At 61.9% G+C, this 25,277-nt stretch carries 19 protein-coding genes, 1 other RNA gene, 2 pseudogenes and 1 riboswitch; of the genes and pseudogenes, 10 read left to right on the top strand and 12 right to left on the bottom strand.

What is annotated here, in order from left to right:
• Window positions 1-232, bottom strand: a pseudogene (locus tag QOC89_RS08940) (iron ABC transporter permease); the annotation flags it as partial.
• Between the two features lie 33 nt (window positions 233-265).
• A pseudogene (locus QOC89_RS08935) lies at window positions 266-446 on the bottom strand (hypothetical protein); the annotation flags it as partial.
• 123 nt (window positions 447-569) lie between these two features.
• Window positions 570-826, bottom strand: a riboswitch (cobalamin riboswitch).
• Window positions 827-1,067: 241 nt separating this feature from the next.
• On the opposite strand from QOC89_RS08935, the gene QOC89_RS08930 reads away from it, so the two are divergent.
• From QOC89_RS08930 to QOC89_RS08910, 5 genes are all read left to right on the top strand, one after another.
• Window positions 1,068-1,424, top strand: a complete 357-nt coding sequence (locus QOC89_RS08930; protein WP_323044693.1) for an ATPase — start codon at window positions 1,068-1,070, stop codon at window positions 1,422-1,424.
• Window positions 1,421-1,735, top strand: coding sequence for a cell division protein ZapA (locus QOC89_RS08925; protein WP_064269037.1), 315 nt, complete (start codon window positions 1,421-1,423; stop codon window positions 1,733-1,735). Before QOC89_RS08930 ends, QOC89_RS08925 begins: the two co-directional genes overlap by 4 nt.
• A 91-nt stretch (window positions 1,736-1,826) precedes the next feature.
• Window positions 1,827-2,008: non-coding RNA, 6S RNA (ssrS, locus tag QOC89_RS08920), on the top strand.
• A 95-nt stretch (window positions 2,009-2,103) separates the two neighbouring features.
• Complete coding sequence (locus QOC89_RS08915) at window positions 2,104-2,562, top strand: EVE domain-containing protein (RefSeq protein ID WP_323044692.1); 459 nt, start codon at window positions 2,104-2,106, stop codon at window positions 2,560-2,562.
• A 194-nt stretch (window positions 2,563-2,756) separates the two neighbouring features.
• Window positions 2,757-3,488 carry an SIMPL domain-containing protein gene (locus QOC89_RS08910; RefSeq protein WP_323044691.1) on the top strand — a complete coding sequence of 244 codons (732 nt, stop codon included), beginning with the start codon at window positions 2,757-2,759 and terminating at the stop codon, window positions 3,486-3,488.
• A 188-nt stretch (window positions 3,489-3,676) separates the two neighbouring features.
• Here the strand turns inward: QOC89_RS08910 and lgt are convergent, their stop codons facing one another.
• The gene (gene lgt / locus QOC89_RS08905) at window positions 3,677-4,582 is read right to left on the bottom strand and encodes a prolipoprotein diacylglyceryl transferase (protein ID WP_323044690.1); all 906 of its coding nucleotides are present in this window, start codon (window positions 4,580-4,582) and stop codon (window positions 3,677-3,679) included.
• A gap of 132 nt (window positions 4,583-4,714) precedes the next feature.
• Window positions 4,715-5,758, bottom strand: coding sequence for a LysR family transcriptional regulator (locus QOC89_RS08900; RefSeq protein WP_323044689.1), 1,044 nt, complete (start codon window positions 5,756-5,758; stop codon window positions 4,715-4,717).
• A 214-nt stretch (window positions 5,759-5,972) separates the two neighbouring features.
• Between QOC89_RS08900 and ilvD the strand changes: the two genes are divergently transcribed.
• Both ilvD and QOC89_RS08890 read left to right on the top strand, forming a co-directional pair.
• Window positions 5,973-7,646 (top strand): dihydroxy-acid dehydratase, encoded by a 1,674-nt coding sequence (ilvD, locus tag QOC89_RS08895; RefSeq protein ID WP_323044688.1) that lies wholly within the window; start codon window positions 5,973-5,975, stop codon window positions 7,644-7,646.
• 221 nt (window positions 7,647-7,867) lie between these two features.
• Window positions 7,868-8,209, top strand: coding sequence for a c-type cytochrome (locus QOC89_RS08890; RefSeq protein WP_323044687.1), 342 nt, complete (start codon window positions 7,868-7,870; stop codon window positions 8,207-8,209).
• Window positions 8,210-8,335: 126 nt separating this feature from the next.
• Here the strand turns inward: QOC89_RS08890 and QOC89_RS08885 are convergent, their stop codons facing one another.
• The 3 genes from QOC89_RS08885 to QOC89_RS08875 all read right to left on the bottom strand — a co-directional run bounded on the left by QOC89_RS08885 (window position 8,336) and on the right by QOC89_RS08875 (window position 11,122).
• Window positions 8,336-9,034 carry a DUF2486 family protein gene (locus QOC89_RS08885; protein WP_323044686.1) on the bottom strand — a complete coding sequence of 233 codons (699 nt, stop codon included), beginning with the start codon at window positions 9,032-9,034 and terminating at the stop codon, window positions 8,336-8,338.
• Window positions 9,035-9,126: 92 nt separating this feature from the next.
• Window positions 9,127-9,543, bottom strand: coding sequence for a DNA polymerase III subunit chi (locus QOC89_RS08880; RefSeq protein WP_179736663.1), 417 nt, complete (start codon window positions 9,541-9,543; stop codon window positions 9,127-9,129).
• 52 nt (window positions 9,544-9,595) lie between these two features.
• Complete coding sequence (locus tag QOC89_RS08875; protein ID WP_323044685.1) at window positions 9,596-11,122, bottom strand: leucyl aminopeptidase; 1,527 nt, start codon at window positions 11,120-11,122, stop codon at window positions 9,596-9,598.
• Window positions 11,123-11,259: 137 nt separating this feature from the next.
• Between QOC89_RS08875 and lptF the strand changes: the two genes are divergently transcribed.
• Genes lptF through QOC89_RS08860 form a run of 3 tightly spaced genes read left to right on the top strand, consistent with a single transcriptional unit; the run spans window position 11,260 to window position 13,901 of the window.
• Window positions 11,260-12,357 (top strand): LPS export ABC transporter permease LptF, encoded by a 1,098-nt coding sequence (gene lptF / locus QOC89_RS08870; RefSeq protein ID WP_323044684.1) that lies wholly within the window; start codon window positions 11,260-11,262, stop codon window positions 12,355-12,357.
• Window positions 12,358-12,360: 3 nt separating this feature from the next.
• Window positions 12,361-13,509: an LPS export ABC transporter permease LptG gene (gene lptG / locus QOC89_RS08865; RefSeq protein ID WP_323044683.1), complete on the top strand. Its 1,149-nt coding sequence runs from the start codon at window positions 12,361-12,363 to the stop codon at window positions 13,507-13,509.
• Window positions 13,510-13,520: 11 nt separating this feature from the next.
• Complete coding sequence (locus QOC89_RS08860; protein ID WP_323044682.1) at window positions 13,521-13,901, top strand: CbiX/SirB N-terminal domain-containing protein; 381 nt, start codon at window positions 13,521-13,523, stop codon at window positions 13,899-13,901.
• Window positions 13,902-14,660: 759 nt separating this feature from the next.
• Here the strand turns inward: QOC89_RS08860 and QOC89_RS08855 are convergent.
• The 5 genes from QOC89_RS08855 to QOC89_RS08835 form a co-directional block, all read right to left on the bottom strand.
• A complete protein-coding gene (locus QOC89_RS08855; RefSeq protein ID WP_323044681.1) occupies window positions 14,661-17,975 on the bottom strand; it encodes an efflux RND transporter permease subunit in 3,315 nt (1,104 codons plus the stop codon).
• Between the two features lie 3 nt (window positions 17,976-17,978).
• Complete coding sequence (locus tag QOC89_RS08850; protein ID WP_323044680.1) at window positions 17,979-21,113, bottom strand: MdtB/MuxB family multidrug efflux RND transporter permease subunit; 3,135 nt, start codon at window positions 21,111-21,113, stop codon at window positions 17,979-17,981.
• Window positions 21,114-21,131: 18 nt separating this feature from the next.
• Window positions 21,132-22,559, bottom strand: coding sequence for an MdtA/MuxA family multidrug efflux RND transporter periplasmic adaptor subunit (locus QOC89_RS08845; RefSeq protein WP_323044679.1), 1,428 nt, complete (start codon window positions 22,557-22,559; stop codon window positions 21,132-21,134).
• A gap of 364 nt (window positions 22,560-22,923) precedes the next feature.
• Window positions 22,924-23,760 (bottom strand): IclR family transcriptional regulator, encoded by an 837-nt coding sequence (locus tag QOC89_RS08840; RefSeq protein WP_323044678.1) that lies wholly within the window; start codon window positions 23,758-23,760, stop codon window positions 22,924-22,926.
• A gap of 689 nt (window positions 23,761-24,449) precedes the next feature.
• Window positions 24,450-24,731 (bottom strand): XapX domain-containing protein, encoded by a 282-nt coding sequence (locus tag QOC89_RS08835; RefSeq protein ID WP_323044677.1) that lies wholly within the window; start codon window positions 24,729-24,731, stop codon window positions 24,450-24,452.
• Window positions 24,732-25,277: the final 546 nt, after the last annotated feature.

Raw genomic sequence — 25,277 nt, 5'->3', positions numbered from 1 at the left:
GCAGCGTGCGCACGATTTCGCCGGCGAGATCGGCGGACTCGACATGCGCGGCATGGGCCGGCAGCAACGCCGCCACTACCCGCGCGGGCGCCAGCGACACACTGCCGAGCGCGAGCGACGCCAGCAGCACCAGCAGCGCGATTCCCGCGAGCACGAGCCAGATCGCGGCCGCGCGCTTCGCACTCATCACGCGCAGGGTAGTGGTGGGCAGCGGACTCGAGCTGCGGCTCATCGGCACGTTCTCATGGAAATACGTTCGTCACGGCTACGGCCAACCGACCGTGACATACGCACCGCGCCGCGGCGAGTGATACGAGTAGGCCGTTTCATAGTCCTTGTTCAACAGGTTCTGGATTTGCGCGGCCACGTACCACGCCTTCTTGATTTTGTCGTGCGCCGGCAGATTCCACACCATGGCCGCTCAGCGTACCGCTGCTATTTTTGCGGTCAACGCCAACGTATTCGAGTCGTGGGTAGCGTGCCCGGTCCGCTTCGCCGCTGGCCGATGCGTAGTGAGACACCCGCGGAGACACCCGCCGAGGCACCCGCACTGTTTTACGTTTGCGCTGGGACGTCCCGCGCCCTATGGCCGACATCCGGGCTGGCGACACATCGATTCCGTCTTCCCACGCGTGGCGCGCAGTGGCACACTCGCACGTTAAGCTTCAAAACACGCGATCAGAATCGATCTGCGTGCTGCATGCCGAATGCGCTCGCTTACCGTCGCGAGGACAGCACGGGTTCGCGCGGTCATGCGAACGGCGTGTCCTGCTTTCCGTTCAACAGAACGCAGCCGAACGTGCGCACCGCACTGAGCGCACTTTGGAAAGCACCGGGGCGCCAAAGTGCGGCCAGTTTAGGAGTGGCCTTCGGGTCCGTCAAGAATGGTTGATCTGCACGCGATCCGTTCTGTTAAGTGCAGGTTATTGTCCGATGCCCGCATCGTTTTTCATCATAAGGTCGATAAAAGCCTGCACAAAGCGATGTTGTTACGTCTCGAAACGAGACAATTGTCGGAACCTGCGATATTCCGCGCTAAAATGCGATGTCTTTAGAGGACGCAGCAGATGCTCACCGAACTCGAAACACTTTCACAAAATATCGGCAAGCTGATCGCGATCAGCCAGCGCCACAATGAAGCGCGGCTCGCGCTCGAAGATCAGCTCGCTCAAACGCGTGCCGAAGCAGAGGCCACACGCACTGAACTCGTGTTGATGCGCGAGGAGCGCGATGTCCTGCAAGCAGAACGCGACGCGCTGTCGGCAAAGATCGACGACGCGCAGGTGCGCCTGAATGCGATCCTCGAAAAGCTGCCGCGGGCTCGCGCGCACAACGAGCCGGACAATCAGCTCGATCTGCTCGAGACCGCGCCGCATGAGGTCGAAGCGGAGAGCGACGTCACCCGCCACGGAGAAAATGCATGACCACCAAGCAGATCGAAGTCTCGATTCTCGGCGTGCCCTATCGCCTTGCCTGCTCGCCCGAAACTGAAGGCGCGCTGCTCGAAGCGGTTGCACGTGTCGACGCCGAGATGTCGAAGATCCGCAACAATAGCAATGTGCGCGGCACGGATCGCATTGCCGTCATGGCTGCGCTGTCGCTGGCATCGGAACTGCTTAAGCTGCAAACGAGCGTGCGGCACGGAGAAGCATTTCCCGCAGAAGAAATCCGGCGTACAATGCATCAAATGAACGAACAACTGGGTACTGTGATTCAGCAGTACAGCATGCAGTAAGTATCTTGTAGCCGGTCCTGAGATCGGCTGCGGATTCAAGCGAAGTGCATGGGCGAAGACTCATGCAAACGTTTTGAATTCAATCGGTTTGACTTCCCTGCCTGGTTCGCCAAGGTCATATATTCCTTGAACCAATGCCATGTGCACGGTTGTGGAAATTTGTAGCACGGGTGTGCGCGTCACTCTGTCTGATGTACCCGAAGTGCTGCTAACTGCGACCAATTCTGAACCCCCGGTTCAGGATGCCGGCCTAGCGGCTAAGGCGGGGACCCATTCAAACGGCATCGGACTTCGGTTCGGTGCCGTTTTTTCTTTGGGCCTCGATTTTTCTTCCTGCATCTTCAACCTCTTAACGTTCAATTCGATTCATGCGCTACTGGCTAATGAAGTCCGAACCGGACGAAGCAAGCATCGACCATCTCGCCCACGCGCCGCATCACACGTTGCCGTGGACTGGCGTGCGCAACTATCAGGCGCGCAACTTCATGCGCGACATGATGCAGGTCGGCGACGGTGTGCTGTTCTATCACTCGAGTTGTCCCGAGCCAGGCATTGCGGGGCTCGCGGAGGTATCGTCCACGGCCTATCCCGACCCGACTCAGTTCGACAGGAAAAGTCCCTACTACGACGCGAAGTCGTCGCAGGAAACGCCGCGCTGGCTGCTGGTTGATGTGGTGTTCAAGAAGAAGATCCCGTTGATTCCGCTTGCCGCGTTGCGTGAGCATGAGGAGTTAAAGGACATGCGCGTGCTCGCCAAAGGCAACCGCCTGTCGATCACGCCGGTGACCGAAGCCGAATGGCGCTTCATCACCAAACGTCTTGTTTGACGGTGCCTTCGCGCACAAGACCCGCTGTCGCTTGAATGGCGCGTGAATCATGCGCAAAATCCGCGCGTGGGAAAGGCAAACGTCAAATTAGGGAACCAAGCTAAGGTTACAAGCGCCTAACGGACTCGCAAACGTCGTGCCATCGCACGCGTTCGCTTCAATCGTGCACCACTGATCAAGCAAGGAGTCCAGGAATGACGAAAAACACCGCACGTGCACTCGCTCTCGCACTCGTATGCGCTGCCCCTGCCGCGCTCGCACTCGCGCCGGCCATGGCCCGCGCGCAGAGCGTGACACAGTATCAGCCCGCGGGCGTACTGTCGCTGAATGCACAGGCGAGTTCGGAAGTGCCGCAAGACGTCGTCGACATCACGCTGTTCTACGAACAGGAAGCCAGCGATCCGTCCGCACTGACTTCCACGCTGAATCAACGCGCCGATGCAGCGCTGCAAAAAGCCAGGAGTGTGAACGGTGTGACGGCCCGCACCGGTTCCTTCTCGATCTACCCGTCCACCGATCGTGACGGCCGCATTTCCGCATGGCGCGGCCGCACGGAAGTCGTGCTCGAATCGCACGACTTCGCCGCGGCGTCGAAACTCGCGGGCCAGATGGCATCGATCATGCAGGTCGGCAATGTGCAGTTCTCGCTGTCGCCTGAAGCGCAGCGCGCTGCTGAGCAGAAGCTCACCGGTGAAGCCATCAAGTCCTTCCGTGAGCAGGCGGCTTCGTCGGCGCAAGCGTTTGGCTATAGCGGCTATTCGATTCGCGAAGTCAACGTTGGGCACAACGGCGTCATGCCGCGTCCGATGATGATGATGAGTGCACGTGCCATGGGTGCCGATGCGAAGGCATCCGCGCCGGTACCGCTCGAAGGCGGTACGTCGACCGTGACGGTCAACGTGTCGGGCTCGGTGCAGATGAAGTAACGCGTTCTACGTGAGATGTGCTTGCGTTGAAGCAATCAAGGAGCAAGTAAAAAGCCACGGCATGCCGTGGCTTTTTACTAAGGTTGCCCACGACGATAAAACGTAAGGGACAGTTTGCGCTAATGGACCGCGCCGGCTTCGCGGCGCGTCGACACCTGGAAACTTACCCGTACGATAAGCCGCAGCGCTCAGTTCGCGCCGATCGCTTGCGCCGGCTCGCGCCGCGCACGGCGATAGGACCACACCAGCATCCCGATACCCGCGAGGATCATCGGCAGCGAGAGCCATTGGCCCATCGAGAGGCCCATTGCAAGCAAGCCAAGGAAGTCGTCCGGCTCACGCGCGAATTCCACCGTGAAGCGTGCGAGGCCGTAGCCGATCAGGAAGACCGCGGAAATCGCGCCCAGCGGCTTCGGCTTGCGCGAAAAGAAGAACAGCACGAAGAACAGCGCGACGCCTTCGAGCGCGATCTCATACAACTCCGACGGATGACGCGGCAGCATGTGATATTGCGCGAACACCTCGTTCAAATGCCACTGCGCGGCCAGTTGAGGATGCGCGGTGAGCCACGCGGCGTCGTCCGGCGCGGCGCCAGGAAACAGCATCGCCCACGGCGCCGACGGGTCGGTCACACGGCCCCACAACTCGCCGTTGATGAAGTTGCCGAGGCGCCCTGCCGCGAGCCCGGTCGGCACCATGGGCGCGACGAAATCGGTGACCTGCAGCCACGAGCGTTTGCGCTGATACGCGAACAGCACCATCGCCAGCGTCACGCCGAGGAAACCGCCGTGAAACGACATGCCACCCTCCCACACCTTGAAGATGTCGAGCGGGTGAGCGAAATAAAAACTCGCCTTGTAGAACAGCACATAGCCGAGCCGGCCGCCGAGAATCGTACCGAGCACGCCGTAGAACAGCATGTCGTCGATATCCTTCGCGGTCCAGCCTTGCGCCGCAACGTACGGCAAACGCAGTCGCAGCCGGCCGACGACGATCGCCGCGATGAACGCAACGAGGTACATGAGTCCATACCAGCGCACGGCGAGCGGCCCCAGATGAATGGCAACGGGGTCGAAATTCGGGTGAATGAGCATCGTGTTGTTATGGGCAGTTCAGGTTCAGAAGCGGATTTCTAATGGATTTCGGGTAGCAGCCAGCGGTTTGCGCATCATGCGGCGCATGCGTTGGATGGTTCGGCTTGCAATGCGTTCGCGGCCGTGCCGAATCTAACTAAGAGGCGCCACGTACTGCGCCCCGGCGCCGGCCGCATGCGCTCGCACGATCTCGATGAAGCCGGCCAACACCGGGCTCACCTCCGCCGTGCGCCAGACCAGCCCCGTCTCGATCGCCGGCACCGCTTCGCAGAGCGGCCGGTAGACTACACCGGTGCGACGCAGATTACGCAGCGATTGCGGCACCAGTGCGACACCCATTCCGGCCGACACGAGGCTTACGATCGTCTGCATCTGGATCGCCTCCTGGCCAATGTGGGGCGCCAGCCCCGCCACGCCGTAGCAATCCATAATGATGTCATAAAAGCCTGGCGCCAACCGTCTTGGGAAGATCACGAGCGGTTCGTCGGCGACGTCGCGCAGGCTGATCGGCGTATCGAGCCACTCGGGTCGCGAGTTGTCGTGCCGCCCGGCGGTGGCTTTTGCGTCGGCTTTCACGTCGGCTGTTGCGTTGATCCGCGTGTCAGACCCGCCTGCGCCGCCCAAACGGGCCGCCATCTCCGACGACATCGCGATCACCAGCGGCTCACGCGCGATCGGCAGCCATGACAGCTGCGTGGCGTGGCGCGACGGCAGCGGCGCGATGACGAGGCCCGCGTCGATGCGCCCGGCCACCAGTTCGTCGATCTGCACGTCGCTGGTGGCTTCGGTCAATTCGAGCCGCACTCGCGGACGGCGCGCGCCGAAATCGCGCAGCAACAGCGGCAGCAGGCCGTAATCGGCCGTCGAGACGAAGGCCAGCGACAGCACCCCCGCCTCGCCTCGGGCAAGGCTCTGCGCCAGCGGCTTCAATCCCTCGGCACTCGCCAGCAGGCGCCGCACTTCGGGCAGCAGGTCGGCGCCCACCGGCGTGAGTTCCACCGAGCGCTTGGTCCGCGCGAACAACGCGACGCCGAGGGTCTCCTCCAGCGCCCGAATCGCCTGCGACAACGGCGGCTGCGTCATGGAAAGGCGCGCGGCCGCGCGACCGAAGTGCTTTTCTTCGGCGACGGTCACGAAATAGCGCAACTGGCGCAAATCAGGAATGGCAGGCAGCATGATTAATACATTTTACGACCTAATCAAGGCTAAATAATATATTGGACACACGTTTCGCAAAACTGCATCCTTGCGCGACGCGTCGGAACTAAACTGGACTGACGCACCGGCCGAAGCCGCCGGCGACGCATTGGCAATGCAGTTACCGCCTTTGCGGCAACACTGAGCCCCGAACACGCTGCACGGGCCAAAACAAAACAGATTGGAGTTCCCCATGGCATACAACCGTCGCTCGAAAAACATCACGCAAGGCGTGGCGCGTTCACCGAACCGCTCGATGTATTACGCACTCGGCTATCAGAAGGAGGACTTCGACAAGCCGATGATCGGCATCGCCAACGGCCACTCGACCATCACGCCGTGCAACGCCGGCCTGCAGCGTCTGGCTGACGCAGCGGTCACCGCGGTCAAGGGCGCCGACGCGAATCCCCAGATCTTCGGCACGCCGACGATTTCGGACGGCATGTCGATGGGCACCGAAGGCATGAAGTACTCGCTGGTGTCGCGCGAAGTCATCGCCGACTGTGTCGAGACGTGCGTGCAAGGCCAGTGGATGGACGGCGTGGTGGTGATCGGCGGTTGCGACAAGAACATGCCGGGCGGCATGATCGGCATCCTGCGCGCCAACGTGCCGAGCATCTACGTGTACGGCGGCACGATCCGCCCGGGCAACTGGAAGGGCACCGACCTGACCATCGTGTCGTCGTTCGAAGCAGTCGGCGAATTCACGGCAGGCCGGATGTCGCAGGAAGATTTCGAAGGGGTCGAAAAGAACGCGTGCCCGTCCACGGGTTCGTGCGGCGGCATGTACACCGCCAACACGATGAGCTCGTCGTTCGAGGCACTCGGCATGTCGCTGCTGTACTCGTCGACGATGGCCAATCCGGATCAGGAAAAGGTCGACTCGGCCGCCGAATCGGCACGCGTGCTGGTCGAAGCGGTCAAGAAGGACCTGAAGCCGCGTGACATCGTGACGAAGAAGTCGATCGAAAACGCCGTGGCCGTGATCATGGCGACGGGCGGTTCGACCAACGCCGTGCTGCACTTCCTCGCCATCGCGCACGCGGCTGAAGTGGAATGGACTATTGAAGACTTCGAGCGCATGCGCAAGAAAGTGCCGGTGATCTGCAACCTGAAGCCCTCGGGCCAGTTCGTGGCGACCGATCTGCACAAGGCAGGCGGCATTCCGCAAGTCATGAAGATCCTGCTGGACGCGGGTCTGCTGCACGGCGACTGCATCACGATCACCGGCAAGACGATCGCCGAAGAACTGAAGGACGTGCCGAGCAAGCCGCGCGCTGATCAGCAGGTGATTTTCCCGATCGAACAGGCGCTGTACAAGGAAGGCCACCTCGCGATCCTGAAGGGCAACCTGGCCGTCGACGGCGCAGTGGCCAAGATCACTGGCCTGAAGAACCCGGTCATTACCGGCCCGGCTCGCGTGTTCGACGACGAACAAAGCGCGCTGGAAGCGATCCTCGCCGACAAGGTCAAGGCCGGCGACGTGGTGGTGCTGCGTTACCTCGGCCCGAAGGGCGGCCCGGGCATGCCGGAAATGCTCGCGCCCACCTCGGCGATCATCGGCAAGGGGCTCGGCGAAACCGTCGGCCTGATTACCGACGGCCGCTTCTCGGGCGGCACGTGGGGCATGGTGGTGGGTCACGTCGCGCCGGAAGCGTTCGTGGGCGGCACGATCGCGTTCGTGCAGGAAGGCGATTCGATCACCATCGACGCGCACAAGCTGCTGTTGCAACTGAACGTGGACGAGGCCGAAATCGAACGCCGCCGCGCGGCATGGCAGGCGCCGAAGCCACGTTACACGCGTGGTGTGCTGGCCAAGTATTCCGCGTTGGCGCTGCCCGCCAACAAGGGCGCGGTGTCGGGTTGAGCGGGCAGCGAGCACGCTTTTGAGTCGCCTCCGTCAACGGGGCGGATCTGAAGTGCCGCTCGGGGCTGCATAAGCTACCTACGCTGCCTAGGCTGCATAAAGCGACTTAAAGGTAGGTAAAGCTACGTAAAAGCGCAAAGGGGCGCACGGGAAACCGTGCGCCCCTTTCCTTTTATAATGCGTCCACCACGAGTCGGGCACTTGCACCGACGGAGACCAGAATGAAATCAATGTCGTATGCAGCGCTTGCAGCGGCGGGTGTGCTAAGCGCTATGTTAAGCGTCGGCAGTCCGGCGGCGCACGCCCAGGCCCCCACGGGCCTGGCGCTTGCCCAGCAGCAGAACTGCATGAGCTGCCACTCGGTAACGCGACCCTTCATGGGACCGGCGCTGCGTGACGTCGCCGCGAAGTATGCCGGCCGCGAAGATGCCGCCGCCTATCTGAAGCACAAGATTCTGGATGGCAGCACGGGCGTGTGGGGCCCGGTGCCGATGCCCGCGAATACGCAACTCACACCCGATCAGGCGGCTACGCTGGCGAACTGGGTGCTGACGCTGAAATGAGAGCGCTCGAATAAGGACATTCAAAAGAGCCCTCAAAAGAGGACCGCTCAAATGAAACACTCACACGAACGCGCTTTGTCGAGCGTGGAGAGAGCGCCCGGCTGAAGGCGCGCTCTCTGCTCACGATCAAACGCTGTCCGAGCGCCGCGCAAGCTCCTGATCGACGGCTTCCCTGACCCAGCCTGTCAACTCGGTCTCCAGCGCCAACGCCACTTCGCGCGTGATCTGGTTGACTAGCCATGACGTGTGATCCTGCAACGCATCGCGGCAGCGTGCCTCGATGATGCCGCGCCCTTCGCCCGTCAGAAAACCCGCGAACCGTCCACGCAGACGTTCGGCGATGACATCCGCATCGAGATTCGACTGCAACTGTGCGGATATTTCGTGCGCGAGATCCGGGGGCACGATCGCGCCTGCTTCGATCGGCGCATGCGGCTCGGCTCGGTCGAAGACGCCTGCGGACGGCACCACGGCCGGTTGATGCAACGCCCGCTCATGGTCATGCCGATGGTCGGCGCCGTGGTGCGCCCGCGAGCGTTTTCTCGGATGCGCGGGGTCCGCCGGATGCGCCTGCGCTGACCCATGCGCGGGTTCCGGCGCGAGCGTCGGCTCCTCCCGCGTGTGCAAAGATTCGGGCGCAAGCACCGGCTCAGGCTCGTGGCTAGGTTCCGGTGCGAAGACCGGCATTTCCCCGGCCTCGGGATCCGACACCGGCTGCGCAGCCGGCGCCCCCGCGTCGCTCGACGCAGTGCGCGCCTGGGCAGGATTGCCCGGTACGAGAATCTCGTGCAGAACCGGGATCGAACTATCGTGAGGATCGGACACGTGCACTCTCCGTGTTTGAGTCCATGCTGAAGCAGGCCGCGCTCGCGCGAATCCGTACGACAAAACACCGCGCGACGCGGGCGGAATGGGACCTAGCTGCCTTGCTTGTAGTTGTTCAAAGCATAGCCGCGATCGCGATAGAAACGATAGCGTTCGCGGCCCGCCGCGAGTTCCTCGTGTGCGTTACCGACCACTTCCAGCAACCTTTCGAAGCGCGCGAATTGCGCCGGCACCGTGGCGCCGAGATTGAGCAGAACCTGATGGTGCGGCACATCATCGAGACTGGACGCCAGCACGATCGGCGTTTGCGCGGCGAGCGGGGTGCCCGCCATGCAGTGCGGCACGAAGTCGAGCGGTGAGAACGTCCACAACTGCTCGTCGAAAGCCCGCAGGCGGTCGGGCTCGGCCAGCACGATGGTGGGCTGGCCGGCCAGATACGCCTTGCGAATGAGGCGGCACGCATACAGCAGCGAATCGCCGACGTTCGAATGAAAATCGATTCTCGTCATCGGCGGCTCCGCTTTACGTCCACCGCTACGGCCGCAACGTTACTGCAATGCGTCATTGTGCAGCGCGACCGTCAGCGGCCCTGTCGATCAGGAACTGCGCGAGCAACGGCACCGGGCGGCCGGTGGCGCCCTTCGCCGCGCCGCTCTTCCATGCGGTGCCGGCGATGTCCAGGTGCGCCCACGGATACGCGTCAGTGAAGCGCGACAGGAAGCACGCCGCGGTCACGCTGCCCGCCGGACGGCCGCCGATGTTGGCGAAGTCCGCGAAGTTCGACTTGAGTTGATCCTGATACTCGTCGTCGAGCGGCAGGCGCCAGGCGGGGTCGGACGCCTCGCGCGACGCGTCGAGCAATTCGCCCGCGAGCGCGTCGTCTTTCGAGAACAGAGCGCTATTGTGATGACCCAGCGCGATGATGCAGGCGCCCGTGAGCGTGGCGATGTCGATCACCGCTGCTGGCTTGAAGCGCTCGGCGTAAGTCAGCGCGTCGCACAGAATCAAGCGGCCTTCGGCATCTGTGTTCAGCACTTCGATCGTCAGGCCCTTCATGCTGGTGACGATGTCGCCCGGCTTGGTGGCAGTAGCCGACGGCATGTTCTCAACCGCCGGGATAATGCCGACCACGTTGATCTTCAGGCCCATTTCGGCGACCGCGCGCAACGTGCCCAGCACCGAACCGGCGCCGCACATGTCGTACTTCATCTCGTCCATGCCTTCGCCCGGCTTGAGCGAAATGCCGCCGGTGTCGAACGTCACGCCCTTGCCGACCAGCACCACCGGCGCGGCCTTCGCGGAGCCGCCGTGGTACTGCAGCACGATGAACTGGGCCGGTTCGACCGAGCCGGCCGTGACCGACAGGAACGAGCCCATCTTCAGCGCTTCGCATTGCTTTTCGCCGAGCACCTCGACCTTCAGCTTCCAGTCTTTGGCGAGCTTCTTGGCGGTGTTCGCGAGGTAAGTCGGCGTACAGACGTTGCTCGGCAGGTTGCCGAGATCGCGCGTCAGGTCCATGCCGTTGGCGAGCGCGGCGCCTTGCCTGGCCGCGAGCTTGGTGGCTTTCTCGTCGCCGGTGTTGACGCTGAAGACGATGCGCTTCAGCGCGCGCGCGGAGTTGTCCGGCTTGCTCTTCATCTGCGTGAACTTGTAGGTCAGTTCGCGCAGTGCGAGGATCGCGGCGCGCACGCCCCAATCGGCCGAGCGCTCGAGAATCGGCAGCTGGGCGAGCGTGAAGGTGACCTGGACGATCTTGGTGCCAAGCAGTGCGCGCCATGCAGCCCGAACGGCTTCACCGTAGGCTTTCTGATTGAAAGCATCCTGCTTGCCGAGGCCGACCAGCAGCACGCGCGAGGCGCCGATGCCGGAGACTTCGTGCAGGAACAGCGTGGTGCCCGCCTTGCCGTCCATGTCGCCGGCCTTGATGACACGGGTCAGCAGGCCCTGGGTGGCCACGTCGATCTCCAGCGCGGCGCCCGCGAGAGTTTGCGACTCGAACACGCCGATTACGATGCAATCGGATTTCCCGGTCAGGAAACCGTTTGACGAGCCTTTGGTCCAATCACAGGCTTTTATGCTAAAGTCCATCGCGCTTGTCCTCGGATAAAGTCTGGGCTTAGGATGAAAGCCGCAATTATCCGCTATTTTTCCTGCGGCGGCTGCACCGGAGGCGTGACGGGAAACATACCGCGTGCCACTGAGAGCGCCCCCTCTCATCATCAATAATGATCTTCGAACGCTCCCTCCAGCGCGAACTCGCGTATACGGCTGGTGCCGTGTTCATGGTTCTGCTCACGCTCGTGTTGACGACGATGATGATCCGCATCGTCGGCTTCGCCGCGTCGGGCGAGATCGATCCGCGCGACGTGCTGGTCCTGATCGGCCTGACCGTGATCGGCTACATCGCCATCATGCTCGTCGCGACCCTGTTCGTGTCGATTCTGTTCGTCCTGACCCGCTGGTACAAAGACTCCGAGATGGTCGTCTGGCTTGCCTCGGGTGTCAGTTTGACCCGCTTCATCAAACCGATCGGTATTTTCGCCACGCCGATCATCATCCTCATCATGTTTTTCGTGTTCGTCGGCTGGCCCTGGTCGAATCAGCAGAGCAAGCTGATTCGCGCGCGTTTCCAGCAGCGCGACGAGGTTTCACTGCTCGCGCCGGGTCAATTCCGCGAATCGGCCACTAGCCACCGCGTATTCTTCATCGAGAAGATGTCGCCCGACCAGGCGCGCGTCGAGAACGTGTTCGTGACCAGCACGGAAAACGGCAAGGTCAACGTGGTCGTGTCGAAAACCGGCCACACCGAAACGCACAAAAACGGTGATCGCTTCGTCGTACTGGAAAACGGCCGCCGCTATGACGGCGAACCGGGGCACCCCGACTTCCGCATCATGGAATTCGAACGCTATGGTGTGAAGATCCAGAGTCAGCCGGTCGTCAATACGCCGACTACCACCGGCTTGCCTACGCTCACGCTCCTGCGCAATCCGACCAAGGACAACCTCGCCGAATTCGCGTGGCGCGCGGGGCTGCCGCTGATCGCGATCAACCTGATGCTGCTGGCGATTCCGCTCGCGCACCAGAATCCGCGACGCAGCCGCACGATCAATCTGGTGATGGCGGTTCTGATCTACCTGACGTATTCGAATTTGTTGAACGTGGTGCAGTCGTGGATCGAGCAAGGCAAGATGTCGTTCGGGGTTGGGCTGGTGGGCCTGCATATCATTGTCGCGGTGATCGTCGCGTTCATCTTCTGGATGCGCGTGCGCAACCGGCCGCTGTTCACGCGGGCGATGTTCAGCCGTTCGCAGGGGGCCTGACCGATGCGCATCTATGAAAGGTACTTTGCGCGTCAGATCTATCTCACGTTCATCTTTATTCTGTTCGCGTTTTCGGGTCTGTTCTTCTTCTTCGACCTGATCAACGAACTGAACTCCGTCGGCCACGGCAACTACAAGTTCCAGTACGCGGTACTGCGGGTTGCTTTGCAAACGCCGTCGCGCTTTTACGAAATCATTCCGGTCGCCGCGTTGATCAGCGCGATCTACGTGTTCGCGCAGATGGCGGCGAACTCCGAGTACACGATTTTCCGCGTATCCGGCCTCGCCACGAATCAGGCGCTGCGCTCGCTGATGAAGATTGGCATTCCGCTGGTGATCCTGACTTATATCATCGGCGAAGTGATCGGACCGTACACAGATCAGTTGTCGGAACGCGTGCGGCTCGAAGCGCTGGGGTCCTCGGTATCGAGCAATTTCGAGTCGGGTGTGTGGGTGAAGGACACGCTCACGGCGCGCGCGGACGGCGAGCAGGTCACGCGTTTCGTGAACGTCGGCGAATTGAAGCCGGACGCGACGATCAGCAAGGTACGGATTTACGAATTCGATTCAAAGTTCCGGCTCTCGAACGTGCGGATTGCTCAAAGCGGAAAGTATCAGCCGCCGGGGCACTGGCAACTGACGGGCGTGACGGATACGCAACTGATCGACGTGCCCCCGCCTCCGGGCACGCCGGCCGATGCGTTGAATCCGGTGTATCGCGCGAAACAGGTGGTGTTGCCGGAATATTCGCTGCGCTCGGAACTGACGCCGCAGATCTTGTCGGTGCTGCTGGTGTCACCGGACCGGATGTCGATGTTCAACCTGTTCCGCTATATCCAGCATTTGACCGAGAATCATCAGGACACACAGCGGTATGAAATTGCGCTGTGGCGCAAGTTGCTATATCCGTTTGCGGTGTTTGTGATGCTGGTGTTGTCGTTGCCGTTTGCGTATTTGCATACGCGTGCCGGCGTGGTGGGGGTCAAGGTTTTCGGCGGGATTATGCTGGGGATGAGTTTTCAGCTGTTCAATACGCTGTTCTCGCATATTGGCACGTTGAATACGTGGCCTGCGCCGTTGACGGCGGCTACGCCCGGGTTGGTTTATCTGGTGTTGGGGCTGGTTGGGTTGAAGTGGGTTGATCGGCATTAGGAGCCGTGGGCATGGCTACGCATGGGATGGTGCTGTTTGCGCATGGCGCGAGAGATGAGCGGTGGCGTGAGCCGTTTGAGAGGCTCGTCGAGAAGGTTCGCGCTGCGCGCGGGGTTGATGCTGCCGCTGGGCCAGTTTTGTTGGCTTTTCTTGAGTTGATGGAGCCGGATTTGCCTGCGGCTGTGGGGGAGCTTGTCTCCGACGGGTGTTCTGTTGTCACCGTTGTGCCGGTTTTTTTTGGGCAGGGTGGGCATGTCAGGAAGGATCTGCCGGACGTGATTGAGCGCTGTCGCGGGTTGTATTCCGGTGTCGAGATTCGGTGTGCTGTGGCTGTTGGTGAGGATGAGGTTGTGCTGGATGCTGTAGCAGAGTATTGCCTCCGGCAGGGGTGAGGTTTTTTGCCCGCGCAGCGGTTGTTGTTTCTGTGTGCCTACGGCGTTGGCCTCTCGTTGATCTGATTTTTTGGCCTTTCCTTGAATTGATATTGGTCTATTAGCGTCGCCCCTGTGCGGGGCGGGCACCTACTTTTCTTTGCCTGCCGCAAAGAAAAGTAGGCAAAAGAAAGCGGCTCACCCCGCTAATTCTTAAGCGGGTCCCCTGGCTTGGAGGGGGCAGCGGTGCATCTGGAATCGGGGCTCTCGCACACTTCGCGTCAGTGACACAGCAGTCATACTTCCGGCGGCGCCATGCGCGCCGAAGGGTACTTCGAAACCCCGTTGCTACGTTACGCGCTCACGCAATTTGACACGCTGGCGCAAGGTTCGCTATCCCACCACACAAACGAAGCCACAGCCCCGATGATCGACCCTTCCGGCGAGCACGTAGTGCGAAACGGGAAGTATGACTGCCTGGTCACTAACATCGAATGTGCGAGAACACAGATTCCAGATGCACCACTACCGCGACTGTGCGGGGGACCCGCTTAAGAACTAGCGGTTTGAGCCGCTTTCTTTTGCCTACTTTTCTTTGCGGCAGGCAAAGAAAAGTAGGTGCCTGCCCCGCACAGGGGCGACGCTAATAATCCAATAACAAATCAAGGAAAGGCCCACGCCATAAAAGCACAGCCCAACAAGCGCCGAGCAGGCAACCAGATCAAGAAAAGCCCAACGCCGTAGGCAAACAGCCCAATCACCGCATGGCAAAAAAGACCATCATTGTGCCGCCATCCCGGCTCTCCGACCCTTCCTCCTCTCCCACCTTACCCGAATCCGATCCATATAAAGATAAACCACCGGCGTGGTATAGAGCGTCAGCATCTGACTCACAATCAACCCACCCACAATGGAAATCCCCAGCGGAGCCCGCAACTCAGCCCCTTCGCCACGCCCGAAAGCCAACGGCAACGCCCCCAGCAACGCGGCACACGTCGTCATCATGATCGGCCGGAACCGCAGCATGCAAGCCTGAAAAATCGCATCCCGCGACGATAACCCCTGCCGGGAGGCTTCAATCGCAAAGTCCACCATCATGATCGCGTTCTTCTTCACAATACCGATCAGCAAGATCACCCCAATCAGCGCGATGATGCTGAACTCAATCTTGAACAGCAGCAATGCCAGCAATGCCCCCACACCCGCAGAGGGCAGCGTGGACAAAATCGTCAGCGGATGGATATAGCTCTCATACAACATCCCCAGCACGATATACACCGCCGCCAACGCGGCCAGAATCAGAATCGGCTGGTCGGACATCGACTGCTGGAACGCCTGTGCCGTCCCCTGAAAGCTCCCATGGATCGTGCCCGGCATGCCGAGCTGCGCCATCGTGTCGTAAATCGCCTGCGTGGCCGTCGATAAAGACACGCCCGGCGGCAAATTGAACGAAATCGTCGACGCCACGAACTGGCTCTGGTGATTCACCGACAGCGGCGTATTCCCCTGCCCAAAGCTCGCGATCGCCGACAACGGCACCATCGTTTCCTTCGACGTCGACACCGCCGCGCCCGACGATGCACTCGACTTGCCGCTCGCCGCAATCGAATTGATCGCCTGGTTGCGCGCGGAGTCGGCCGCGATGCTCGCCACGCTCGACGCCGTCGTGCCCGCCGTGCCGCCCGTCGTCGCACTGGTGCTGGCCGTGGCGGGAGTCTGCGCAGTCACCGTGCCGGCCGGCGCGTTGGTGGTCTGCGCGCCGCTCGCGCTGCCGCCCGAGGTGCTGACGTAAATCTGGTTCAGCATGTCCGGACTCTGCCAGTACTTCGGCGCGACTTCCATCACGACGTGATACTGGTTCAGCGGGTTGTAGATCGTCGAGACCTGGCGTTGGCCGAACGCGTCGTACAAGGTGTTGTCGATCTGCGCCGGCTTGATGCCGAGACGCGCCGCGCTCGCGCGGTCGATCGTCACCATCGCCTCGAGACCACCCTGCTGCTGGTCGGAATTCACGTCGGCGAGTTCGGGGCGCGCTTGCAGCGCCTCGGTAAGTTTCGGTCCCCACAGATACAGGTCAGGCGTGGAATCGGCCAGCAGCGTGAACTGATATTGCGCGTTCGATTGCCGGCCGCCCACGCGAATGTCCTGCACCGCCTGCAGGAAGGTCCGCGCGCCGGCCACATCGCCGAGCGGGGCGCGCAGTTGCTGGATCACCTGGTCGGCGGACAGCTTGCGCTCGCTCTTCGGCTTCAACGAAACGAACATGAACCCCGAGTTCGTCTGGCGGCCGCCAGTGAAACCGGCCACGCTGTCGACCGCGGGATTCTCGCCGACGATCTTCATCATCTCGGCGAACTTGCCTTTCATCGCCTGGAACGACGTGCTCTGGTCGGCCTGGATGCCGCCGACCAGCCGGCCCGTGTCCTGTTGGGGAAAGAAGCCCTTCGGCACAATGACGTACAGCCAGATGTTCAGTCCGATCGTCAACAGCAGAATCGTCACGATCAGACGCGGATGCAGCAGCGCCCAGCCGAGGGTGCGCTCATAACCGCGCTGCATCGACGTGAAGCCGCGTTCGAGCCAGAGGCCGAAACGTCCTTCTTCTTTTTTCTCGTGCGGCTCGCGCAGGAAACGCGAACACAGCATCGGCGTCAAGGTCAGCGAGACGATCAGCGACACGCCGATCGCCAGCGACAGCGTCAGTGCGAACTCGCGGAACAGCCGCCCGACAATGCCGCCCATCAACAGAATCGGCAGGAACACGGCCACCAGCGAAATACTGATGGACAGCACCGTGAAGCCGACTTCGCGCGCGCCGAGGATCGCGGCCCGCATGCGCGGCACGCCGTTTTCGATATGCCGTGAGATGTTCTCCAGCACCACGATCGCGTCGTCGACCACGAAGCCGGTCGCGATCGTCAACGCCATCAGCGACAGGTTGTCGATCGAGAAGCCGAGCATATACATCGCGGCGAACGTGCCGATGATCGAGATCGGCACGGCGACGCTCGGAATCAACGTGGCGCGCCAGTTGCGCAGGAACAGGAACACCACCATCGTGACCAGCACGACGGCAATGATCAAGGTGCGCTCGGTGTCTTTCAGCGACGCGCGGATCGTCGTGGAGCGGTCGGCGGCCGGCGCGATGTCGACGTCGGCCGGCAGCGACGCGTGCAACTGCGGCAGCATCCCCATTACGCGGTCGATCGTGTCGATAATGTTCGCGCCGGGCTGGCGGTACAGAATCACCAGCACCGAACGTTTGCCGTTGAAGAGGCCCAGGTTGCGCAGATCCTCGACCGAATCGACCACTTCCGCCACGTCGGACAGCTTCACCGCCGAGCCATTCCGGTACGCGATGACCAGGTCTTTATACTGCGCGGCCTTGCTCGCCTGGTCGTTGGTATAGATCTGCACGCGGTTCGGACCGAACTCGATCGAGCCTTTCGGGCTGTTCGCGTTGGCGGCGGCGAGCGCCGCGCGCACGTCTTCGAGGCCGATACCGTAGTGGGACAGGGCGTTCGGTTCCAGTTCGACACGCACCGCCGGATTGGCCGAGCCGCTCACATCCACTTCGCCCACGCCATCCACTTGCGAGAGCGACTGTTGCAATACGGTGGCCGCCGAGTCGTACAACTGGCCGGCGGTCAGCGTCTTCGACGTGAGCGCGAGAATCAGGATCGGCGCGTCGGCCGGATTCACCTTGTGGTACGTGGGATTGCTGCGCAGGCTCGCCGGCAGATCGGCGCGCGCGGCGTTGATGGCCGCCTGCACGTCGCGCGCGGCGCCGTCGATGTCGCGGTTCAGGCCGAACTGCATGGTGATGCGGGTCGAGCCGACCGAGCTCTGCGAGGTCATTTCGGTGACGTCGGCGATCGAGCCGAGATGCCGCTCGAGCGGACTGGCCACGCTCGTCGCCACGGTGTCCGGGCTCGCGCCCGGCAACGTGGCCTGGACGGAAATGGTCGGGAAGTCGACCTGCGGCAGCGGCGCGACCGGCAGCCTGGTGAACGCGAAACTACCGGCCAGCGCAATGCCGATCGCCAACAACGTGGTGGCGACCGGGCGGGAGATAAACGGGCGCGACAGGTTCATCGCCTAGTTCCCCGCATCGGTGGCGGGCGGGGGCGCGCCTTTCGACGCATCGCCGCGATGGAACCGCTCGCGCGCGCGGCGGGCCAGCGCATCGAAGCCGAGGTAAATCACCGGCGTGGTGAACAGCGTGAGCAGCTGGCTGACGATCAGACCGCCGGCAATCGCGATACCGAGCGGGCGGCGCAGTTCGGAACCGGCGCCGGTGCCGAGCATCAGCGGCAGCGCGCCGAGCAGCGCGGCGAGCGTGGTCATCAGAATCGGCCGGAAGCGCAGCAGACAGGCCTGATAGATCGCCTCACGCGGCGGCTTGCCTTCCTCGCGCTCGGCGTAGAGCGCGAAGTCGATCATCATGATGGCGTTCTTCTTCACGATACCGATCAGCAGCACGATGCCGATAATGCCAATGATGTCCAGATCGTGCCCGGTGATCAGCAGCGCCAGCAAGGCGCCGACGCCGGCCGAGGGCAGCGTCGACAGAATCGTGATCGGGTGAATGAAGCTTTCATACAGCACGCCGAGCACGATATACATCGTGACGATCGCCGCCAGGATCAGGAACAGTTCGTTCGACAACGACGCCTGGAACGCGAGAGCCGCGCCCTGGAAGCGCGTCTGGAACGACGGCGGCAGCCCGATATCCTTCTCTGCCTGGTCGATCGCTTTCACCGCCGCGCCAAGCGACGAGCCGGGCGCGAGGTTGAACGAGACGGTGGTGGCCGGGAACTGGCTCAAATGCGTGACCAGCAGCGGCGCGGGCTTTTCGATGAAGCGCGCGATCGACGACAGCGGCACCTGCCCGCCTGAGGACGTGGAGGAGGGCAGATAGATCGACTTCAGCGACTCGGTGTAATGCTGCATCTGCGGCTGCGCTTCGAGAATCACGCGGTACTGGTTCGACTGCGTGAAGATGGTCGAAATGATGCGCTGGCCGAACGCGTCGTAGAGCGCGCTGTCGACGGTAGCCGGTGTGATGCCGTAGCGCGATGCCGTGGCGCGGTCGATTTCGATGTAGACCGACTGGCCGTTATCCTGCAGATCGGTCGCCACGTCGGCCAGTTCAGGCGACTGCTTCAAGCGGTCGACCAGCTTCGGCACCCAGGTGGTGAATTCGCCGATGTTCGGGTCGGTCAGCATGAACTGATACTGCGTCGGGCTGACGGTGGAATCGATGGTCAGATCCTGCACCGGCTGCATGTACAGCGACGCGCCCGGAATATGCGCCACGTCCTGCTGCAACTGGCGGATCACCTGGCTCGCGGTGTTGCTGCGGTCGTCGCGCGGCTTCAGGTTGATCAGCATGCGGCCGCTGTTCAACGTAATGTTGCTGCCGTCCACGCCGATGAACGAGGTGAGGCTTTCCACGTCGGGATTCTTCAGGATCTGCTCGGCGAGTGCCTGCTGACGCTCGGCCATCGACGCATACGACACCGACTGCGGCGCCTGCGTGATCGCCTGGATCACGCCGGTGTCCTGCACCGGGAAGAAGCCCTTCGGAATGTACACGTACAGCACGCCGGTCAGCACCAGCGTGAGCAGCGCGACGAACAGGGTGGAGCGTTGCCGGTTCAGCACCCAGGTGAGCGCGACCGCATAGCGTGCGATGACCCAGTCGATCGCATTGTGGGCCTTCGCTTCGAACCGGTGGCTCTCGTGCGGCGGCGTGTGGCGCAGGAGCTTCGCGCACATCATCGGCACGAGCGTGAGCGAGACGATGGCCGAGATCACGATCGTCACGGCCAGCGTGATCGCGAATTCATGGAACAGGCGTCCAACCACGTCGCCCATGAAGAGCAGCGGAATCAGCACGGCGATCAGCGAAACCGTGAGCGAAATGATCGTGAAGCCAATCTGTTTCGAGCCTTTCAGCGCGGCTTCCAGTGGCGATTCGCCGTCTTCGACATAGCGCGCGATGTTCTCGATCATCACGATGGCGTCGTCCACCACGAAGCCGGTGGCGATGGTCAGCGCCATCAGCGACAGGTTGTCCAGCGAGAACCCGCACAAATACATCACGGCAAGCGTGCCGATCAGCGAGAGCGGCACCGACAGGCTTGGGATGATGGTGGCGTAGACGTTGGCGAGGAACAGGTACATCACCAGCACCACCAGCACGACCGACATCAGCAGCTCGAACTGCACGTCGCGCACGGAAGCGCGGATCGTGGTGGTGCGGTCGGTGACGATCTGCACGTCGAGCGCGGCGGGCAGCGACTGCTGCAGTTGCGGCAGCAGTGCCTTGATGCTGTCGACCACCTGGATCACGTTGGCGCCCGGCTGGCGCTGCACGTTCAGGATGATGGCCGGCGTATTGTCGACCCACGCGCCGAGCTTGGTGTTCTCCGCGCCCTGCACGATGGTGGCGACGTCGGTCAGCATGACCGGGCGGCCGTTCTTGTACGCGACCACGGCGCTCTTGTACGCCTCGGCGTCGGTCAGCTGGTCGTTCGCGTTGATCGTGTAGTTGCGCGTCGGGCCGTCGAAGTTACCCTTCGGCGTGTTGACGTTCAGGTTCGAAATCGTGGTGCGCAGATCGTCCAGATTCAGCCCGTACGCGGCGAGCGCGCGCGGATTCGCCTGAATCCGCACGGCCGGCCGTTGACCGCCTGACAGGCTCACGAGACCCACACCCGCCACCTGCGAGATCTTCTGCGCGAGACGCGTGTCGGCCAGATCCTGCACCTGGGTGAGCGGCAGCGTTTTCGAGGTGATCGCGAGCGTGATGATCGGTGCGTCGGCAGGGTTGACCTTGGCATAGATCGGCGGCGCGGGCAGATCGGACGGCAGCAGATTGCCCGCGGCGTTGATGGCGGCCTGGACTTCCTGCTCGGCGATATCGAGCGGCAGATCGAGGCTGAACTGCAGCGTGATGATCGACGAGCCGGCCGAGCTTTGCGACGACATCTGGTTCAACGACGGCATCTGCCCGAACTGGCGTTCGAGCGGTGCGGTGACGGAAGACGTCATCACATCCGGGCTCGCGCCCGGGTAGAAGGTCTGCACCTGGATGGTCGGATAGTCGACCTCGGGCAACGCGGAGAGCGGCAAAAAGCGCAGCGCGACGAGACCGACCAGCATGATCGCCGCCATCAGCAGCGCAGTGCCGACAGGACGCAGAATAAAGGCGCGGGATGGATTCATGCGATAGTGGCCGTGCCTTTATTCCGAGGCTTGCGCCGCGTGTTTGCGATGATGTCCCTGTGCGCCGGAAGCGCCCGACGCAGCCGCCGCGCCGCTTGCTCCACGCGCGCCCGAAGCGCCGCGCGGCTTGTCGGCCGGAATCGTGATTTTCGCGCCTTCCTTCAGGCGATCCGAACCGTCGATCACGACGCGTTCGCCGACCTGCAGGCCGGATTTGATACTGGTGCGCTCGCCGTCCACCGGACCGATCTTGACCGGACGCACGGTCACCGTATTGTCCGGTTTCACCACATACACGAACTGCCCCATCGAGCCATTGAGCACGGCCGGCGTCGGCACGATCACCGCGTCCTTGATCGTGTCCACGAGCAGGCGCGTATTCACGAACTGATTCGGGAACAGCACGTTCCTGTCGTTCTGGAACGTGGCGCGCAGCTTGACGGTGCCGGTGGTGGTATCGATCTGGTTATCCAGCGTTTCGAGCGAGCCGCCTTCGAGCGAGGTGGTGTTGCTGCGGTCATAGGCGGTGACCGACAGCTTCGCGCCCGTTTGGGTCTGCTGGAGGATCTGCTGAAGGTTGTCTTCGGAGGTCGTGAAGATCACGCTGATCGGCTGCAACTGCGTGATCACGACGAGGCCGTTGGTCAGGCTCGGCGTCACGTAGTTGCCCGGATCGACCTGGCGCAACCCGACGCGCCCCGACACCGGCGCGGTGATGCGCGCATAGATCAGGTCGAGCTTGAAGGTGTCGATGTTCGCCTGGTCGGACTTCACCGTGCCTTCATACTGCCGCACGAGCGAGGCCTGGGTATCGACCTGCTGGCTCGCGATCGAGTCTTGCGAGAGCAGCGTCTGATAGCGCTTCAGGTCGAGGCGGGCGGTTTGCAGCAACGCCTGGTCGCGCGCGAGGGTGCCTTGCGCGTTTTCCAGCGAGATCTGGTAGGGACGCGGATCGATCTGGGCGAGCACGTCGCCCTTCTTGACCATCTGACCTTCCTTGAAATAGACGTCTTGCAGCACGCCGCTCAACTGCGGCAGCACGGTGACGCTGGCGAGCGGCGTGACCGTGCCGAGCGCGGTGAGCACCACCGGCATTTCGCCCTGCGTGGCGCTCGCCACATGAACCGGTTGCGCCATGTTGGCGAGGCCGGCACCCCCGCGGCCTCCCCGGCCCGCATGGCCGCCGCTTGCACCGCCTGCGCCGGCGGCTCCGCTCGCGCCGCCGCCGGGACCGCCCCACGGATGCCAGCGCCACAGCACGATCCCGAGGATGACCAGCGCCGCCACGATCAGCGCGATGTTGCGCCCGCGATGGCTTACCGGTTCAAGCGGCGGGTATCCCGGACCGCCAGCGGGCTTTCCGGACGCGGAGGGTTGCGAACTACCGGGTTGGGAGGCCGGCGGGGTAGGGCGTGAGGTTTCCGGATGCTTTTGTTGTTCGTCCATCGTTCGGTCAGGTGACTGGCTTTGATGTGAGCCGCTCGTGCGATTTTGCCGCTTCGATAATTCGGCGGACCGGCACGCAGGCGGCATGACAGGCGGTTTCGACAGCAGGCGCGCCGCGCATGTTCAACGCGATGCTACCCGAGGCGAGGGACAAAGATGTTAACGCAATGCGGCATCATGCAGGTCGGCCGGACCGTTATTAAAGGATGATGTCGGCAAGCCCGGCGAGCGCCCCGCGACAGGAAAAGCAAGATCCTACGTTGCGGGCTCTGTAACAGTCCACCAATGTATTTTTCTTTTGATTACGAAGGTTACAGAATCACAACGTAACTGGAATGCCGATTCCGCCGGCCGTCTGCGCGTTTCAGTTGTCCAGCCGGCGACCGGGGGTGCCGCCGATCTCGAGCACGATATTGCTGATGCATTCGAGCAGGGCTGGCGCGGCGCGCGATATCAGCCAGTCGCGCGGGCACTGATCCGCGGAGCCGCCGCAATTGACCGCGTAGCGTTCGCCCGAGGGGCCGACGAACCCCGACGCGATGGCATTCAGTCCGTTGTACCATTCGCCCGTCGCGATCGCGAAGCCTTGTTCCTCGGTTTCCCGTAGGGCGCTGGTGAGACGGCTGCTGACGTGACTCCAGTCGTCGCCTTCGGCGGCCTGCAAGCCGATCAGCAATTTTTCCCGTTCTGATTCGGTGAGTGCCGCCATGTAGGCGCGGCCCACCGCCGTGCGGCTAAGATTCATGCGTGAGCCGATTTCGAGGCGCGACACGAGCACGGCCGAGCGTGGCCGGATCGCGTCGATCACCACCATGTCGAGGCGGTCGCGTACGGCCAGATGCACGGACAACGCGGTGCGTTCGGCGAGTTCGATCAGGAAGGGGCGCGCGCGGGCCCGAATGTCGAAGTTGCGCAGAAAGCCGTTGCTCAGCTCCAGGACCGACGATGTCAGCACGAAGCGCTCGCTTTCGGGCAAGCGGAACAGGAAGCCGGCGCCGACGAGCGTAGCGGTGATTCGCGAGACCGTGGGTTTCGGAATGCCGGTCAGCTCGGCCAGCTCGCGATTGCTGAGCGGTCCGTCGGCGGCGGCGATCGAGCGCAGCACGGTCAAACCACGCGCCAGCGCGGTGACTTCGTCGCCGGAGCCGTGTTTGTGTTTGGCAAGGGTTGCGGGGGTTCGTGAGGGCGTGGGTCGGTTCATAGTTTTTTTGGAACTATATTTCAGTTTTTGTTCTGTTGGCTGCCGGCAATCGTTCCGCAAGAGCATGGCGGAAGCCCCGAAGTAGGGCGTGCGGTGCGCTTTCGTCTTAAGATTCATTGTATCGGAATATTTTTCCGCAACGAACGGCGCCGTTTGAGATTTTGCTTGACTTAGTCAGCGTAACCATAAAAAATGGAATCTCATTTCGAAAGACGGTTCCGGATTCTGCATTTGAAATTCCGAATCCACCGTGGCCCGCGGAGTGTCTGGTCGAGTGCCTGTAACAGTCCCCCGTAACAGTCTCCGCAGTGTCAATTCTGCATCCAGCGTCGGGCGCCGGGTCCGCTTTCGAATACCGTCTCTCAGGTTCTAGCACGGCCCTCGGAATGGCTAGAACTTTTTAAGGCGTCACGGCAACGTGACGCCTTTTTTTTTGCCCGTGTCTTCTGCTTGCCGTCCGCGTTTATAGAGGCTCGTTCACGTTTTCTCAAGTTTCCTTTTAATTGCTTTCTCCAAGGTAGCTTCGAACGGAGCGATTGCCGTAGGTGGATTCTCTTCAATGACTCCAATGGCCGGCCGCAAGTATGGCGCTCGCCCGCGAGTTGGAGAGATTTTCTTCGGCGGGCGTGGCTTGGGCCGATCGGATGAACCTGGCAGCCGCAGGGAATGTGGCGCTCGCTAGCCTTCCTTTACTGGCCGTCCGCTTTAGTGTCCTGCCCGGCCTGAGCCGCCGTCTGCGCTTTCGGTGGAGTGCCCGTAATTCTGGGCACGCACTCGCTGCGAAACCACGCAGTCGTCACCGGTTCGCCGGCCATCACGCGCTTGACCGGAGGCAGCACCTGTTCGCCGATCAGCATGCCCAGCAGGCCAATCAGCGCCACCGCGGGCGGTGCCGGTGAACGCACGCCAAGCAGTGAATAGATGATGCCGACCAGAATTCCGGCTCCCAGAGAGATCAGATAGATTTTCACGATTCGGCTCCTTCTGTAGCATGGGTTGACCAGCACGAAGTTGAAAACGATGGCGCATCACGAACAATCGTTCAGGGAAAAATCAATCGCACCGACAGCGGGTCCATTGCTCGCGAAATTTTTCGTTCACGCTATCGTTGTTGAAGTTTTCTTTGCATGCTCATTTGAGCGTTGCTACCTGGACGTAATCGTCGCGTCTTCGCTGGTGAGACCATCCCCGTATTTGACGTCGCGGCCCGCGACGATGTGCCATAGTGTTGTGAACTGACCGGTTCCTAATTTCAGACGACAGAACTCACTGGGACGTTCGGTTTCCCAATGTTATTGAAACGAGGCTTTAAAGTCCTAAGCTGCGCCTTAAACATCCTTGAATTAACTTAGTTACTGCCTCTTGACGTTGCGCTGGAACTGGCCCGGCTGAGACCATCGTCTTCGTCGGATTTTGATCATATGATTGAAGGCGATCGAGACATGATGTGGGAGCATCGCGCGGCAGCCCTTTCGAAGTCGTACGTTGCGCTCGCTGAATGCCCCTGCAATGACCTG

It is taken from the genome of Paraburkholderia sp. (assembly GCF_034668105.1).
Taxonomy (GTDB): Bacteria; Pseudomonadota; Gammaproteobacteria; order Burkholderiales; family Burkholderiaceae; genus Paraburkholderia.
This window is presented reverse-complemented; position numbering and strand designations above follow the sequence as displayed.